Here is a 16,296-nt window from a genome sequence, read left to right as displayed (position 1 = left end):
CGGCAAAGCTGTAACGGGTCTTAAGACAATTAACAAGCAAGTTCTCTACTTTGGCCAAGATGGCAAGCAAGTCAAGGGTCAGGTAGTGACACTAGCAGACAAGAGCATTCGTTACTTTGATGCCAATTCAGGAGAGATGGCCGTCAACAAATTTGCAGAAGGCGCTAAAAATGAATGGTATTACTTTGATCAAGACGGCAAAGCTGTAACGGGTCTTAAGACAATCAACAATCAAGTTCTCTACTTCGGTCAAGATGGTAAGCAGGTCAAGGGTCAGGTAGTGACGTTAGCAGACAAGAGCATTCGTTACTTTGATGCCAATTCAGGAGAGATGGCCGTCAACAAATTTGCAGAAGGCGCTAAAAATGAATGGTATTACTTTGATCAAGACGGCAAAGCTGTAACAGGTCTCCAAACGATCAACAAGCAGGTTCTCTACTTCGGTCAAGATGGCAAGCAAGTCAAGGGTCAAGTAGTGACTTTGGCTGATAAATCCATCCGTTACTTTGATGCCAACTCAGGAGAGATGGCCGTCAATAAATTTGCAGAAGGCGCTAAAAATGAATGGTATTACTTTGATCAAGACGGCAAAGCTGTAACAGGTCTCCAAACGATCAACAAGCAGGTTCTCTACTTCGGTCAAGATGGTAAGCAGGTCAAGGGCCAAGTTGTCTATGTTAATGGTGCTGAACGATACTTTGATCCGAAGTCAGGTGATATGGTTCGCAACAAATGGATTCGTCTAGAAGACGGAACCTGGATGTACTTTGACCGAAATGGTAGAGGCAGACGCTTTGGCAGAAACTAATCACGAAAGAGCATAAGCTAAATGACACTTGATCTTTTAGCTTTCCATGACTCAAAAAAACGATAACTTCTTATTTGGAAGTTGTCGTTTTTTACTGTCTAAAATAAGACTGCTTTTAACTCAAAGTCAATAGAATTGCATTCATCGGATTTATTTTATCTCATTCTTTTTTTCAATAGATAGGAGCAGAGCAATTACGCCGATAAAGCTGAAAATTAGCCAGCTAGCATTCATATTCCAAAGAGCTAGACTTGAGAAAATCATAGTTCCCAGAGGAACGGAGAAGGAGAAGAGCAAACTCAGAAAGCTGGAAGTCTGAGCGAGAACATCGGAAGGTAGCTTACTTAGCAAGAGGGTGTTGATTTTGGGATTGATCTTGCCGGAAGCATAAGCAAGAAAAAATCCAAAAGTAATACCGACGAAAACGGGCAGATGTAAGAAGTTGCTGATAGCAAGCAGAATCATCATAACAGCGGCCCAGATGATGAGCTGATTTAGTGATAGACGGCTGAAGTAATCGTTGGGAGTCAAACTAGCAATGATCATAGCTAGGACAAGCGTCGTCTGAAGAATCAAGAGCGACTGGCTAAAAGATAGATGAAAGATGGGGTTGTCTAGCAAATAGAGATTATAAAGTGCTATAAGAGAACCTGCCATAGCGTTAATGACCAAGATTTGAGCCAGCAACTTGAGAAAGTTGTTAGAGCCCTCCTGCTCAAAGATGAGTTTGGAAGATGTATACATTTTTTTCAGTTCTTCCTTGAGAGGAGGTTTATTCTCAGAAATGGTTACTGGATCATGGGTCAATCGTCGTCGGACTAGATAGAGGGTAGTAGAGGAGAGTAGGAAGGTTAAAGAATTGATTAAAGCGACTAGGAAAAAGTTTTGCTGGCTGATCGCTAAGAGCCAAACTCCTAAGGCTTGTCCGGCTAAGCCACAAAGAAAACTGATAAGCTGGGTAAAGGAGAAGGCCTCCATTAGATCTTGCTCGGGAATGTTCTTTTTCAAAATTGGCATTTGCAGGCCACTTCGATAGTCGCTGATAATATCAGAAAGAATATTCATGAAGCAGACAACTGAAAAAGCTAGATAAGAGCTGGAGCGAGTCATAAAGGCGACAAGAACAAATAGCAGGGCTTGCACATAACCGAAATAAATCAGCCAGCGAGCTTTATGGATGGTCTTATCTGCTTTGATGCCGACGAAGATAGTAAAGAAAGTCGGAACCAGGACGATAAAATTAGCCACAGCAATAGCAAACTTGGGGCTAGGCATGCTGGAGGCAAATACAACAAAAACAATATTGAAAATAGACGCTCCCAGGGTGTTGAAGATTCGGGAGAGGCTAATAAAAGAAAATAATTTATTCCGTAAGGCAAGTTTCATAAAAATCTCCTTTAGTAATGAATGGGTTGAAAGATTTTTCAAAAATAGTCAATAACTACAAGGCCTTGATAGTTTTGATTATAGCAGGAAAAGTCTTGATTTCAATAGCTTTTCCGCAAGTGGTCAAGTCTCCTAGGTAAGTGGTCAGGTTCTAAAAGTGACTTGCGAGAGCTTTTTCTGCTTTTAGTATAAACTAGAAGAACTAAGCTGCAGGAAATATCGCATATATTCAACGAATTTGTGGAAATTGTTGAAATTAGTAAGCTAGAGATCGTCTAGTATCAAAAAATCTCCACTTTTTAACTCAAAATCGTCGAGTTTAAAAGTGGAGGTTCGTTTTATTTACCATATTTTTGAAAAGCAGCTTCAAGAGCTTCTTGGTAGTAATCAGCGCTATGCTGGCAGTCTAAGATATGGAAGATATCAACTGCCTTTTCCATCTGGGCGAGCCCTTCTTTCTTTTGTCCTTTCAAACAAGCTAACTCTCCCTGAGCAAAGAGGTAGACAATTCGAAAGTAAGTCTCATTTTCTTCATAAAAGTGTCGCTCAATGACTTGTTGGAAAAAGTCTGCATGGGTGATATCTTCCTGACTGATGGCTAGAAGATAGCCATTTAAAAAAGTGGTATGCAAGGTGTTGCGATTGTTGGCAAATAAGGCTGTAAAATCATTTCTTGAGAGGATTTCTTTGGTGTATTGGGAAAACAAGTCTAGAGATAAAACCGGAGTGCAGATAGAAAAAAGCTTCAGTTCATAGCGACCCCAAATATCAACTGAAAAGAGATAATCATGGAGGAAATCTAGCTCGTCTGGACTAGCTTTTTCAGATTCCTTGAGGGCACAGAGGTAGGCCTTTACAATCAAGCGCTCAACCCAATCATTTGCCTCTTTAGAATTTTGACTAATTTTTTTCTTCTCTAGATAGAGTTCTTCTAATAAGTCATGCTGATTAGCTTGGAGTAGATCTTGAATGTGACTTAGGAGTTCCTTGTGAGAATGATGATCCTGGATGCCAGCTGCAACTGTGAATTCTTCTGTTTCTGTGTGGATAGCGCTGAGAGCGCTGAAAAGTTTCTGAGCTGATAGCTCGCTCTGCCCATTTTCAAATCGGGAAAGCATGGACTTGGAGAATTCTCCGCCAGTGGCTTCAGATAAAGAGATGTGCCTTGCCTCTCGAAAAAACCTAAAAACTTGTCCTAGTAGTGTCATTGTCTTCCCTCCTTACAATTTATTATAACAAAATAATTTTCAACAACAGCAGAGCGCCTAAACATGATATAATAAAAGAAAAAAACAAAGAGGAACTTATGTTAAATATACAAGAAATTCGCAAAAATCCAGATGGTTTGGCTTTTGAAAAGAAGCTAGACTTGGCTGAAGAATTAAAAGAACGCAATGCTGAGATTTTAGATGTTCAGGATATTGTTGCTAGTGGTAGAGCCCAGTATGAGGATGGACTCTATTTCTTAGATTATGAACTTTCTTATACCATTACATTGGCTTCTAGTCGCAGTATGGAACCCGTAGAGAGGAAAGAGTCTTATCTGGTTAATGAAATTTTCATGGAAGATGGACAAGTTGCTTCGCGGGAAATGATTGATCAGGATCTGGTGCTTCCCATTGAAAATGGTGAGATAAATGTTGCAGAAAGTGTAGCGGACAATATTCTTTTGAATATTCCCCTAAAAGTTTTGACAGCTGCTGAAGAGGCTGGCTCAGACTTGCCAACAGGAAGAGATTGGCAGGTTATGACAGAGGATGATTATCAGAAATACCAAGCGGATAAAAAAGAAGAGAATAGTCCATTTGCAGGTTTACAAGGTCTTTTTGATGAATGAGGGATAAAATTTTCTAGAAAAAATAGGAATTAAAGAATAATCTGGTATACTAAGATAATAAAATAAATTGGACAAGCTTTCTTGTCGAAAAAGGAGTTATTATGGATACATTTTTCTTTCCAACTTGGCTAATCCTTGGTGCAATTATTTTAGTTATTGTACTTGTTCTTTTGGCTAAGGGATATGTCAATGCTCGCCCTAACGAAGTAGTCGTCATCACAGGCCTTCGCAAACAACGCCATTTGCGAGGTAAGGCTGGATTTATGATTCCATTTGTTGAACAGCGCTCTTATCTGGATATTGAGCAGTTCTCAACAGATGTTCGTACGTCTGAGGCGGTGCCAACTCTAGACTTCATTAATGTTCGTGCTGATGCAGCAGTTAAGCTGAAAATCGGAACGACTGACGAAATGATTGCTCGCGCGGCAGAAAACTTCCTTAATTGGAATACAACTGATATTTCTAACTCTGTTCAAGATGTCTTGGAAGGAAATCTTCGTGAAGTAATCGGTCAGATGGAATTACGCAAGATGGTCAATGACCGTCAGGAATTTGCCTCAAAAGTGCAGGATAACGTAGCTCCTGATTTGGCTAAAATGGGCTTGGAAGTCATCGCTTTCACTGTCCAATCTTTTTCAGATGAAGGTGGCGTGATTGATAATCTCGGTATTGAAAATGTCGAAACCATCAAAAAAGATGCCTTAATTGCAAAGGCCAAAGCGGAACGTGAGCGCAAGGAAGTAGAAGCTGAGCAAGACAAATTGGCTAACGACAAGCGGGTAGCAGCTGACTTGGAAATTGCTCAAAAGCAAAATGAGTTGAAACTGAAGCAAGCAGCTCTCAAGCAGGAAGCGGATATTGCGCAAGCTAAGGCTGATGCAGCTAAAGGGATCGAGGCAGAAATTCAACGTCGTGAGCAAGAGCGCGTGGCTGCTGAAGCTAATATCATGAAGCAAGAGAAAGAAGCTGAAGTCAAGGAACGTGAAGTTAAGGTTCGTGAGCAAGAACTCGATGCTAACATCCGCAAACAGGCTGAGGCAGAAAAATACTCTCGTCAACAAGCAGCGGAAGCACAATTGATTGAGCGTCAACGTCAAGCTGAAGCAGAACTTTTTGAAACTCAAAAAGAAGCAGAAGCTCGCAAGGCTCAAGCCGAGGCTGAAAAATTTGCACAATTGCAAGAAGCTGAAGCCATTGAAGCCAAAGGACGTGCTGAAGCTGAGGCTATTCGTCTTAAGCTAGAAGCAGAGGCTCAAGGTTTGGATAAAAAAGCAGAAGCTATGAAGAAGATGCAGGAAGCTGCCATTACTGAGATGATTGTAGACAAACTGCCAGAAATTGCCCGTGCTGTAGCAGAGCCGCTTACTAAAGTGGACAAAATCACCATGTATGGTGAAGGCAATGCTTCTAAGATGGTTGGTGATATCATGCAGAGTATTGACCAAGTATCGCAAGGTGCAGGCTTCGATATCCGCCAACTCCTAGCAGGCGCTCTTGGTGTTAATATGACTGTCAATAAGCTTAAACAAGATGAACAGCCAGTGATTGAAGCTAAAGAAATTACGACTGATGACAAGAAATAAAAAATGATTAGGATGAGGCTCGCCTTCATCCTATTTTTACCCAGGGGATTTTCTTCTTCGAACATTTCAAGATAAATTCTTTATTTTATAGCTTAAACATGATAAAATAAAACAAACTAACTATAGGAGAAAAAAATGACTAAAGCAAATTTTGGTGTTGTTGGTATGGCCGTTATGGGTCGTAACCTTGCTCTCAATATTGAATCTCGTGGCTATACAGTAGCCATCTACAATCGTTCAGCAAACAAAACAGAAGACGTAATTGCTTGCCATCCAGAAAAGAACTTTGTGCCAAGCTATGACGTTGAAAGCTTTGTAAATTCAATCGAAAAACCTCGTCGTATCATGCTGATGGTTCAAGCTGGACCTGGTACAGATGCAACCATCCAAGCCCTTCTTCCACACTTGGATAAAGGCGATATCTTAATTGACGGAGGAAACACTTTCTATAAAGATACTATCCGTCGTAACGAAGAGTTAGCAAACTCAGGCATCAACTTTATCGGTACAGGTGTCTCTGGTGGTGAAAAAGGTGCCCTCGAAGGTCCTTCTATCATGCCTGGTGGACAAAAAGAAGCTTATGAATTGGTAGCAGATGTTCTCGAAGAAATCTCTGCTAAAGCACCAGAAGATGGCAAACCATGTGTGACTTACATCGGTCCTGATGGAGCGGGTCACTATGTGAAAATGGTCCACAACGGTATCGAGTATGGTGATATGCAATTAATCGCAGAAAGCTATGACCTCATGCAACATTTGCTCGGACTTTCTGCAGAAGACATGGCTGAAATCTTCACTGAGTGGAACAAGGGCGAGCTTGATAGCTACTTGATCGAAATCACAGCTGATATCTTGAGCCGTAAAGACGATGAAGGCCAAGAAGGACCAATCGTAGACTATATCCTTGATGCTGCAGGTAACAAGGGAACTGGTAAATGGACTAGCCAATCAGCACTTGACTTAGGCGTGCCATTGTCACTCATTACTGAGTCTGTGTTTGCCCGCTATATTTCAGCTTACAAAGAAGAACGTGTACACGCCAGCAAAGTACTTCCAAAACCAGCCGCCTTCAAATTTGAAGGAGATAAGGCTGAGTTGATCGAAAAGATCCGTCAAGCTCTTTACTTCTCAAAAATTATTTCTTATGCACAAGGTTTTGCGCAATTGCGTGTGGCTTCTCGTGAAAACAATTGGAACCTACCGTTTGCGGATATCGCTTCTATCTGGCGTGATGGCTGTATCATCCGTTCACGTTTCTTGCAAAAGATTACAGATGCTTATAACCGTGATGCTGACTTAGCTAACTTGCTTTTGGATGAATACTTCCTTGATGTAACTGCTAAATATCAACAATCTGTGCGTGATATCGTAGCTCTTGCTGTTCAAGCTGGTGTACCAGTGCCAACTTTCTCAGCAGCCATTACTTACTTTGATAGCTATCGTTCAGCTGATCTACCCGCTAACTTGATCCAAGCACAACGTGACTACTTTGGAGCACACACATATCAGCGTAAAGATAAAGAAGGTACTTTCCACTATTCTTGGTACGACGAAAAATAGGACGATGGGTCAATGGCGAAGCGGATTTTATTAGTTGAAAATGAAAAGAATCTAGCACGATTTATCATGTTGGAATTACAAAAGGAAAGTTATCAAGTAGACCTAGCGGAAACAGGACAAAAGGGACTAGCTCTAGCAAAGGAAAACGATTATGATTTACTTTTACTAAATAATCAATTGGCTGATGGAACAGCCTTCGCCTTTGCTCAACAATTAAGTTTATTAAAACCAGCTGCAGTTATCATTGTAATGGTGAGTCGAGATGAAATTGCGGATTCAGCTGAAGAGATTCAGCAATTTGCAGTTTCTTATATGGTAAAACCCTTTATTATTAGTGACCTGGTTGATAAAATTTCTGCTATTTTTCGTGGACGAGATTTTATTGATCAGAAATGTAGCCAGTTAAAAGTTCCTACCGCTTATCGTAATCTGCGGGTTGATTTGAAAAATCATACGGTTTATCGAGGGGAAGAAATTATTGCTTTGACGAGACGAGAGTACGATTTACTAGTGACTCTAATGAGCAGTAATAAGGTGATGAGCCGTGAGCAACTGTTAGACCGAGTGTGGAAGTATGAAAGTGCATCTGAGACCAATATAGTGGATGTATATATTCGTTACCTCCGCAGTAAAATCGATCTTCCTGGACAAGAAAGTTATATTAAAACTGTTCGTGGAATTGGTTATTCCATGCAGGGTTGATTTATTAAAAAACTCTAATTCTCAAAGAATTAGAGTTTTTTATTTGAGTTTTAGTCAAAATTAGCCAGAGAAACGCAATCGTTTGCTTAAAATGTATAGACTGATCTTACCTATTAAAAAACAAGAAAGAAGATAATTCAAAAACGGGATCTATATTATTATGTTGAGTTTGAGTTTTAAAGAGCCTGATAAATCAACTTTTTTGCAGGTTAGTGAAAATGAAGGTGGGAAAAGAGAGAATAAAAGAGGAAATCATAAAAAATAAAAATTTTTTTATGAAAACCCTTTACAAAATTAAAAAAAGTGATAAAATAGTAGTGTGCAATGCAAACGATTTCATATAGAAGTTTGTAAAAAAGAAGGAGGTCTGGATGATGAAAAATTCATTCAAGAACATTTTTAGCTTTGAATTTTGGCAGAAATTCGGTAAAGCTTTAATGGTGGTTGTTGCGGTTATGCCCGCAGCTGGTCTAATGATTAGTATTGGTAAGTCGCTTCCAATGATTAATCCTAATTTTGGTGTGTTGGTAACGACAGGTGGCGTTTTAGAGCAAATTGGTTGGGGTGTTATTGGGAACCTCCATGTACTCTTTGCTCTTGCAATTGGGGGAAGTTGGGCTAAAGAGCGTGCCGGTGGTGCCTTTGCAGCAGGTCTATCTTTTATCCTGATTAACCGTATCACTGGTGTGATATTTGGTGTTTCTGGTGACATGTTAAAAAATCCTGATGCAACTGTTCACACTCTTTTAGGTGGAACAATTAAGGTTTCTGATTATTTTATCAGCGTTTTAGAATCGCCTGCCCTAAACATGGGGGTATTTGTCGGAATTATCGCTGGTTTTGTTGGAGCAACTGCTTACAACAAATACTATAACTTCCGTAAATTGCCAGATGCACTTTCATTCTTTAACGGGAAACGTTTTGTTCCATTTGTTGTAATTTTGCGTTCTGCGATTGTTGCGATTGTACTTTCATTTGTATGGCCAGTTATCCAAACTGGAATCAATAACTTTGGTATTTGGATTGCTAATTCACAAGATACTGCGCCAGTTCTTGCACCATTCTTATATGGTACTTTGGAACGTCTCTTGCTTCCATTTGGATTGCACCATATGTTGACAATCCCAATGAACTATACTGCTCTTGGTGGAACATATGAAGTGTTAACTGGTGCAGCAAAAGGTACACAAGTATTCGGACAAGACCCACTTTGGCTTGCTTGGGTAACTGACCTTGTTAACCTTAAAGGTTCAAATATGGCAAGCTACAATCAATTACTTGAAGCATACCATCCAGCCCGCTTTAAAGTTGGACAAATGATTGGTTCATTTGGTATTTTGATGGGGGTAGCTGCAGCTATCTACCGCAATGTAGATGCTGACAAGAAGCACAAATATAAAGGTATGATGATTGCGACTGCATTGGCAACCTTCTTGACTGGCGTTACTGAGCCAATCGAGTACATGTTCATGTTTGTAGCAACTCCTCTTTACCTGATTTACTCAGTTGTTCAGGGTGCTGCTTTTGCAATGGCTGATATCGTCAACCTTCGTGTACACTCATTCGGTTCTATCGAATTCTTAACTCGTACTCCATTGGCAATCAATGCTGGTTTGGGAATGGATATCATTAACTTCATTTGGGTAACGATCCTCTTTGGAGTCATCATGTACTTCATTGCAAACTTCATGATTAAGAAATTCAACTATGCGACTCCAGGACGTAATGGTAACTATGAAACTGCAGATGGATCAGATGAAGCTTCTTCATCAGAAGCTGGCAGTGGCAAAGTTGCAGAAGCATCTCAAGCAGTCAATGTTATCAATTTGCTAGGTGGTCGTGCTAATATCGTTGATGTAGATGCATGTATGACTCGTTTGCGTGTGACTGTCAAGGACGCTGAAAAAGTTGGAACTGAAGAGCAATGGAAAGCTGAAGGCGCTATGGGCTTGGTTATGAAAGGTCAAGGTGTTCAGGCTATCTATGGACCAAAAGCTGACGTTCTTAAATCTGATATCCAAGACTTGCTGGATTCTGGTGAAGTGATTCCTGAAACTCTTCCTAGCCAAAAAGCAGAATCAGCAGCTACTGAAGTTGCTTACAAAGGTGTAACAGAAGAAGTAGAAACTGTTGCAGATGGTCAAGTCATCGCAATTGATGATGTTAAAGATCCAGTATTCTCACAAAAGATGATGGGAGATGGATTTGCTGTTGAGCCAGAAAATGGTAAGATTTACTCACCTGTTTCAGGTACTGTAACAAGCGTATTCCCTACGAAACATGCTTTAGGTCTTTTGACAGAAAATGGCTTGGAAGTATTGGTTCACATCGGCTTAGATACTGTCAGCTTAGAAGGTCAACCATTTGAAGTTCATGTTTCAGAAGGTCAAAAGGTTGCTGCAGGTGATTTACTTGTGACAGCTGATTTGGAAGCTATCAAGGCAGCTGGTCGTGAAACTTCAACAGTTGTTGTCTTCACAAACGCGGCGGCTATTAAGTCTGTGACTGTAGAAAAACTTGGTCAAGCATCTGCTAAGACAGTTGTTGCCAAGGTTGAATTGTAAAATAGAAAAGAGAAATCATGGCGAAATTCCTGACATTAAATACTCATAGTTGGATGGAAGAAGAGCAAGAAACCAAGCTAAATCAGCTTGCAGAACGTATTCTTCAAGAAAAATATGATGTCATTTGCCTGCAGGAAGTCAATCAATTAATGGAGTCTGAACAGGTTGTTCAGGCTCCTTTCTATCATGCTGTTGAAGGAGCGATTGCGATTCATCAGGATCACTTTGCCCTTTGTCTAGTAGAAAAATTGGCAAAAGCAGGACTGGACTACCATTGGTCTTGGGCTTATAATCATATCGGTTTTGACATTTACAATGAAGGTGTGGCAATCTTGTCCAGAAAACCGATAGCTCCTAGAGAAGTTTTGGTCTCAGAAGTGAATGATCCTAGGGATTACCACACTCGCAAGGTCTTGTTAGCGGAGACTGAGGTAGAGGGTCAATTGATGACTATCGCCTCTTGTCATCTATCTTGGTGGGACAAGGGCTTACAAGGAGAGTGGTCAAAGCTTGAAGAAGAGCTTCTAAAGGTCGAAACTCCTCTGGTTCTCATGGGTGACTTTAATAATCCTGTCGATTACGAAGGATATCAGCATATTATAAAGAGCCCACTCAAATTGCAGGATAGTCATAAGGTTGCTCAAAAGATTAGTGGTAGGGCAACAGTTGAAGGCGAAATTGCTGGCTGGGATGGCAACCAAGACGCTCTGAAGATTGATTATATCTTTACCAGCCAAGGTATCCAAATTGAAAGCTCTGCTGTGGTCTTTGACGGAAAGGGAACCCCTGTTGTCAGTGACCATTTCGGTTTAGAAGTAGAGGCAAAATTTTAGAAAAAAAGTTCCAAGTTAAATGAACTGTACTAGCGAGGTTAGTTTAAAAACCTAACTTTTGAGTTTCAGTTCAACTTGGAACTTTTTTGTATAAGAGAATATCTTCTTGGGAGAAATTATCAAATGATTTTAAATTGCTGTTACTCATATTTATCCCACCCTCCATTTTTTAATATGCTAGGTGGGTTTAACATTCCAATCAAATCTATTGAAGGGATGTCGGTCTCTTTTTTAAGTATGAAATATAGGAGAAATACTTTTAATAGTTCTGTGTACTGATTTAGATTTGCCTTACTTTTGTTATGGGCAAAATTATGGTAAAATAGAGTATTAAGATTTGAGGAGGAAATCGTATGCGTTGTCCAAAATGTGGCGGGAGCAAATCCAGTGTTATTGATAGCCGTCAAGCTGAGGATGGAAATACTATTCGTCGCCGTCGTGAATGCGAAGATTGCCAGCATCGATTTACAACTTATGAACGGGTAGAAGAAAGAACCCTAGTCGTTGTCAAAAAAGATGGGACTAGGGAGCAATTTTCAAGAGACAAGATTTTTAATGGTATTATTCGCTCAGCTCAGAAGCGTCCGGTTTCAAGCGATGAGATTGAAGCTTTGGTTAATCGCATTGAGCAGAAAGTACGAAGTAGCAGTGAGAATGAAATTAGCAGTGACTTTATCGGGAATCTTGTTATGGATGAACTAGCTGAATTAGATGAGATTACCTATGTTCGCTTTGCCAGTGTTTATCGAAGTTTTAAAGATGTTGGTGAATTAGAAAGTCTGCTCCAGCAAATTACTAAGGGTGTAAAAAAGAAGAGAGAAGAATAGATGAGGCCAAACGATCAGTTTTCTTATATGAAAAACAATCTGGTTAGTCAAGATACAAACAATCTGATCCGTCTTTATCTGCCGATTATTGGTCGAGAAGCAGTCAGTCTCTATCTGTACTGTCTGGCTTTTTGGGACGACGGTCATCAGGCTTATACCTTTGGCCATATTTTGAATCATCTGAATATGGGAATGGAAGTCTTAAAGACGAGCTTTGAACGCTTAAGTGCCATGAACTTGCTAGAACTCTATCAAGGAGAGTCGACTTATCAGATCAAACTTTTCAGTTTGCTTTCAGCGGATGAATTTTTCCAGCATCACGTTTATAAACGGCTTTTAGAAAAGAAAATTGGTGAAACGGCTGTTGAAGCTTTAATGGGAAGTCAGCCTCAGGGGCAACCTTTGGCCAGGAAATTATCGACAGTCTTTGATGTGGAAGATGAAATTGGAGTGGTTAAGAAGAAGCAAGCAGACTTTGATCTGACCAACTTTAAGCGAAGAATGGCTCAGGAAAATTTACGTTTTGCTGATGAAAAAGAAGATTTACTAGATTTGTTTGCCATTGCTGAGCAACAAAACTGGACTTGGTATGAAACTTATGTATTGGCTAGAGAAACAGCGATTTCTCATGTTATTTCTGTCGAGCGTATGAAGCAAAAATTGGCTCAAAAACGTGTCAATGAGAAATTTACTCAGGATGAACAAATCATAATCCGCGCTGCCAAGAGTAAGGTGCCAATGCTTTTCTTAGCAGAGCTTAAAAAAAAGCGTCAGGCGACGATTACCCAATCAGAAAGACAACTTTTGTTGGACTTGGCTAAGTTAGGCCTTTTAGATGAGGTCATCAATATTGTCTTGCTTCTGACTTTAAATAAGGTTGATTCAGCCAATCTGAATGAGAAGTACGCTCTAAAAGTCGCCAATGATTTTGCCTATCAAAAGGTGACTAGTGCTGAGGAAGCTGTTCTGAAAATCCGCGAGCGCAACCAGCAAAGCCAGAGTAGACCAGTTAAATCTAGCCAGACAGTTGCTAAAAGCAATGTTCCTGAATGGAGCCAGCCAGATTATAAAAATGAAACAAGTGCAGAGGAGCAGGCGGAGTTAGAAGAACTGAAACGTCGTCAGCTTGCTAAGATAGAACAAGGAGGTGACTAGATGGAAAAGATTGGAGAGACCCTTTCACATAAAAATCCTGCCCGCCAATTCAACTATGAGGAGTTAGTCCGTCAAATCGTAGAAGATCCTGATGTGGCAGCATTTATTAAGCAAGAAAAACTCAGTCAATCTGAAATTTCCCGCAGCATCTCGAAGTTTAATCAATACATCAGTGAGCGGAATCGATTTTTGCTGGGAGATGAAGCCTATATTGCCAAGGGCTATAAGCCAATTTTGATTAAAAATGCAGGCTATGCGGATGTTTCCTACGAGGAGACTCCAGAGCTAGTCGAGCAGCAAAAGAATGAAGCGATTAAGAGTAGACTTAACCTGATCAATCTGCCTAGTAGCCTCAAGGAAGCTAGTCTAGCTCAGGTTTATATAGACGATGTTGGTCGCCGCAAGGCTTTTGTACTGTTGAGCGACTTTGTTGCTAAGTTTCCTCATTATCAGAAAGCTGTTTATCTCTATGGGGATTTTGGGGTCGGCAAGAGCTACATGATGGCTGCTCTGGCGCATGATTTGTCAGAAAAACGCAGTGTTTCAACGACTTTGCTCCACTATCCGAGCTTTGTTTTGGATGTTAAGAATGCGATCAGCTCTGGCTTGGTCAAGGAGAAGATTGACCAGGTCAAGACAGCTCAAGTGCTGATTTTGGACGATATCGGTGCTGAGCAATCTAGCCCTTGGATGAGGGATGAGATTTTGCAGGTCATTCTCCAGCACCGTATGCAGGAAAATCTGCCAACTTTCTTTACTTCTAACTTTAGTTTTGCGGATTTAGAGCGTCACTTTGCCAGCTCTAAGAATGGTGATGAGACTTGGCAGGCCAAGCGGGTTATGGAGCGGATTAAGTTTCTGGCTCAGGAGGTACGCCTAGAAGGAGAGAACCGCCGATGAATGAAACGATTAACTTGATGAAGGCTCACACGTCTGTTCGCCGCTTTACGGAGGAGCAGATTTCGGATAAGGAATTACGTGCCATCATTGATGCTGGACGGGCTGCTTCCAGTTGGAAGAATTTCCAGTCATACTCTATCATTGTGGTGCGAAGCAAAAAGAAAAAAGAAGCCCTCTTTGACTTGGTCCCCCAAGAAGCCATTCGGCAGTCTTCGGCCTTCTTGCTTTTTGTTGGCGACCTCAATCGAGCTCAAAATGGCGTTCACATGCATACGGAGAAATTTTACCCTGAGGGGACAGAGAATCTCCTGATTAGCTCAGTAGATGCTGCTTTGGCAGGGCAAAATACTCTCTTAGCAGCTGAAAGTTTGGGCTACGGCGGAGTAATTATTGGGCTGGTTCGTTATGCTGCCAGTCAAATAGCAGAGCTTTTCAAACTACCAGACTACACTTACCCAGTTTTTGGGATTGCTCTGGGAACTCCTAACCAGAACCATGCAGTCAAGCCACGTTTGCCTTATGAAGCAGTGGTCTTTGAGGAAGAATATCGTGAACAGGATTGTTCAACTATTCAAGCCTATGACCGCGTGCAGACTGAATATGCCGGCGAGCGAGCTAAGGAAACCTGGAGTCAGCGCCTAGCTGCTCAATTTGGTCAGGAGCCTAATCAGGCTATTGATCAACTGTTCAAAGAAAAGAAATTAGAAAAATAGGACGGAGTTTGGCTCTGTCCTAAAGAATGAAAGAGGAAAAACATGGCCTTACCAACTATTGCCATTGTCGGCCGTCCCAATGTCGGCAAGTCAACGCTTTTCAATCGGATTGCCGGTGAGCGGATTTCCATTGTGGAAGATGTCGAAGGGGTGACCCGCGACCGAATCTATGCGACAGCAGACTGGCTTAATCGTAAGTTTAGTATTATTGATACGGGCGGAATAGACGATGTTGACGCGCCTTTTATGGAACAAATCAAACACCAGGCTGAGATCGCCATGGACGAAGCAGATGTCATCGTTTTTGTCGTATCTGGCAAGGAAGGTATTACAGATGCAGACGAGTATGTGGCTCGCATGCTTTACAAGACCCATAAGCCGATTGTTTTAGCGGTCAACAAGGTGGATAACCCCGAAATGCGCAATGAGATTTTTGATTTCTATGCGCTGGGCTTGGGCGATCCATTCCCGGTTTCTTCAGTCCACGGGATTGGTACTGGAGATGTTCTTGACGCCATCGTTGAAAATCTTCCAAATGAAGAAGTGGCAGAAAATCCTGATATGATTAAGTTTAGTCTGATTGGTCGTCCTAATGTCGGAAAGTCTAGCTTGATCAATGCCATCTTGGGCGAGGAGCGTGTTATTGCCAGTCCTGTTGCCGGTACTACGCGTGACGCTATTGATACGGTCTTTACGGACAGTGAAGGTCAGGAATTTACCATGATTGACACAGCTGGTATGCGCAAGTCTGGAAAGGTCTATGAAAACACAGAGAAATACTCTGTCATGCGGGCTATGCGGGCCATTGATCGCTCAGATGTCGTTTTGATGGTGCTTAATGCCGAAGAAGGAATTCGTGAGTATGACAAGCGAATCGCTGGCTTTGCCCATGAAGCAGGAAAAGGAATAATCATCGTTGTCAATAAGTGGGATACGCTTGAAAAAGACAATCATACCATGAAAGACTGGGAAGCAGATATCCGAGACCAGTTCCAGTATCTGTCTTATGCGCCGATTATCTTTGTCTCTGCTCTGACCAAGCAGCGTCTCCATAAGCTGCCGGACATGATTAAGCAAATCAGTCAGAGTCAGAATACCCGTATTCCATCAGCGGTGCTCAATGATGTTATCATGGATGCCATCGCGATTAATCCGACACCGACTGACAAGGGCAAACGTCTCAAGATTTTCTATGCGACCCAAGTAGCAACCAAACCGCCAACCTTTGTCATCTTTGTCAATGAAGAGGAGCTCATGCACTTCTCTTACCTACGTTTCTTGGAAAATCAAATCCGCAAGGCCTTTGTCTTTGAAGGAACTCCGATTCACTTGATTGCAAGGAAGAGAAAATAGGGGCAGAGCTCCTCTAGTTTTATGGTTCATGGCTTTCTTAGTAGAACATTAATTTTGACCCTTACATTTTTTGGG

Annotated in this window: 14 protein-coding genes; 12 read left to right on the top strand and 2 right to left on the bottom strand. The window is 41.2% G+C overall.

What is annotated here, in order from left to right:
• A partial coding sequence (locus HMPREF3108_RS10995; protein ID WP_371106296.1) for an N-acetylmuramoyl-L-alanine amidase family protein occupies positions 1–808 on the top strand: 808 nt, incomplete at its 5' end.
• 150 nt (positions 809–958) lie between these two features.
• Here the strand turns inward: HMPREF3108_RS10995 and HMPREF3108_RS07745 are convergent.
• On the bottom strand, positions 959–2,194 hold the full coding sequence (locus tag HMPREF3108_RS07745; RefSeq protein WP_048778388.1) for an MFS transporter: 1,236 nt from the start codon (positions 2,192–2,194) through the stop codon (positions 959–961).
• A gap of 338 nt (positions 2,195–2,532) precedes the next feature.
• Positions 2,533–3,402, bottom strand: coding sequence for an Rgg/GadR/MutR family transcriptional regulator (locus HMPREF3108_RS07740; RefSeq protein ID WP_048778389.1), 870 nt, complete (start codon positions 3,400–3,402; stop codon positions 2,533–2,535).
• Between the two features lie 98 nt (positions 3,403–3,500).
• On the opposite strand from HMPREF3108_RS07740, the gene HMPREF3108_RS07735 reads away from it, so the two are divergent.
• From HMPREF3108_RS07735 to der, 11 genes are all read left to right on the top strand, one after another.
• Entirely contained in the window at positions 3,501–4,031 is a 531-nt protein-coding gene (locus tag HMPREF3108_RS07735) for a YceD family protein (protein WP_048778391.1), read from the top strand.
• Positions 4,032–4,132: 101 nt separating this feature from the next.
• On the top strand, positions 4,133–5,614 hold the full coding sequence (locus tag HMPREF3108_RS07730; RefSeq protein WP_012000008.1) for a flotillin family protein: 1,482 nt from the start codon (positions 4,133–4,135) through the stop codon (positions 5,612–5,614).
• 135 nt (positions 5,615–5,749) lie between these two features.
• Positions 5,750–7,174 (top strand): NADP-dependent phosphogluconate dehydrogenase, encoded by a 1,425-nt coding sequence (gene gndA, locus HMPREF3108_RS07725; protein WP_061601492.1) that lies wholly within the window; start codon positions 5,750–5,752, stop codon positions 7,172–7,174.
• 12 nt (positions 7,175–7,186) lie between these two features.
• Positions 7,187–7,876, top strand: coding sequence for a response regulator transcription factor (locus tag HMPREF3108_RS07720; protein WP_048778395.1), 690 nt, complete (start codon positions 7,187–7,189; stop codon positions 7,874–7,876).
• Between the two features lie 371 nt (positions 7,877–8,247).
• Complete coding sequence (locus tag HMPREF3108_RS07715) at positions 8,248–10,440, top strand: PTS transporter subunit IIBC (protein WP_045634245.1); 2,193 nt, start codon at positions 8,248–8,250, stop codon at positions 10,438–10,440.
• 17 nt (positions 10,441–10,457) lie between these two features.
• A complete protein-coding gene (locus tag HMPREF3108_RS07710) occupies positions 10,458–11,273 on the top strand; it encodes an endonuclease/exonuclease/phosphatase family protein (RefSeq protein ID WP_048778398.1) in 816 nt (271 codons plus the stop codon).
• 353 nt (positions 11,274–11,626) lie between these two features.
• The gene (gene nrdR, locus HMPREF3108_RS07705; RefSeq protein WP_008808512.1) at positions 11,627–12,100 is read left to right on the top strand and encodes a transcriptional regulator NrdR; all 474 of its coding nucleotides are present in this window, start codon (positions 11,627–11,629) and stop codon (positions 12,098–12,100) included.
• Complete coding sequence (locus tag HMPREF3108_RS07700; RefSeq protein ID WP_070494157.1) at positions 12,101–13,255, top strand: replication initiation and membrane attachment family protein; 1,155 nt, start codon at positions 12,101–12,103, stop codon at positions 13,253–13,255.
• The gene (dnaI, locus tag HMPREF3108_RS07695; protein WP_061596093.1) at positions 13,256–14,155 is read left to right on the top strand and encodes a primosomal protein DnaI; all 900 of its coding nucleotides are present in this window, start codon (positions 13,256–13,258) and stop codon (positions 14,153–14,155) included. It begins immediately after the preceding gene.
• The gene (locus HMPREF3108_RS07690) at positions 14,152–14,868 is read left to right on the top strand and encodes an NADPH-dependent oxidoreductase (protein WP_061598471.1); all 717 of its coding nucleotides are present in this window, start codon (positions 14,152–14,154) and stop codon (positions 14,866–14,868) included. The genes dnaI and HMPREF3108_RS07690 overlap by 4 nt, the downstream gene beginning before the upstream one ends.
• A gap of 42 nt (positions 14,869–14,910) precedes the next feature.
• Positions 14,911–16,221 carry a ribosome biogenesis GTPase Der gene (gene der, locus HMPREF3108_RS07685; RefSeq protein ID WP_070494155.1) on the top strand — a complete coding sequence of 437 codons (1,311 nt, stop codon included), beginning with the start codon at positions 14,911–14,913 and terminating at the stop codon, positions 16,219–16,221.
• Positions 16,222–16,296: the final 75 nt, after the last annotated feature.

The organism is Streptococcus sp. HMSC10A01 (assembly GCF_001807785.1).
Lineage (GTDB): Bacteria > Bacillota > Bacilli > Lactobacillales > Streptococcaceae > Streptococcus > Streptococcus gordonii.
This window is presented reverse-complemented; position numbering and strand designations above follow the sequence as displayed.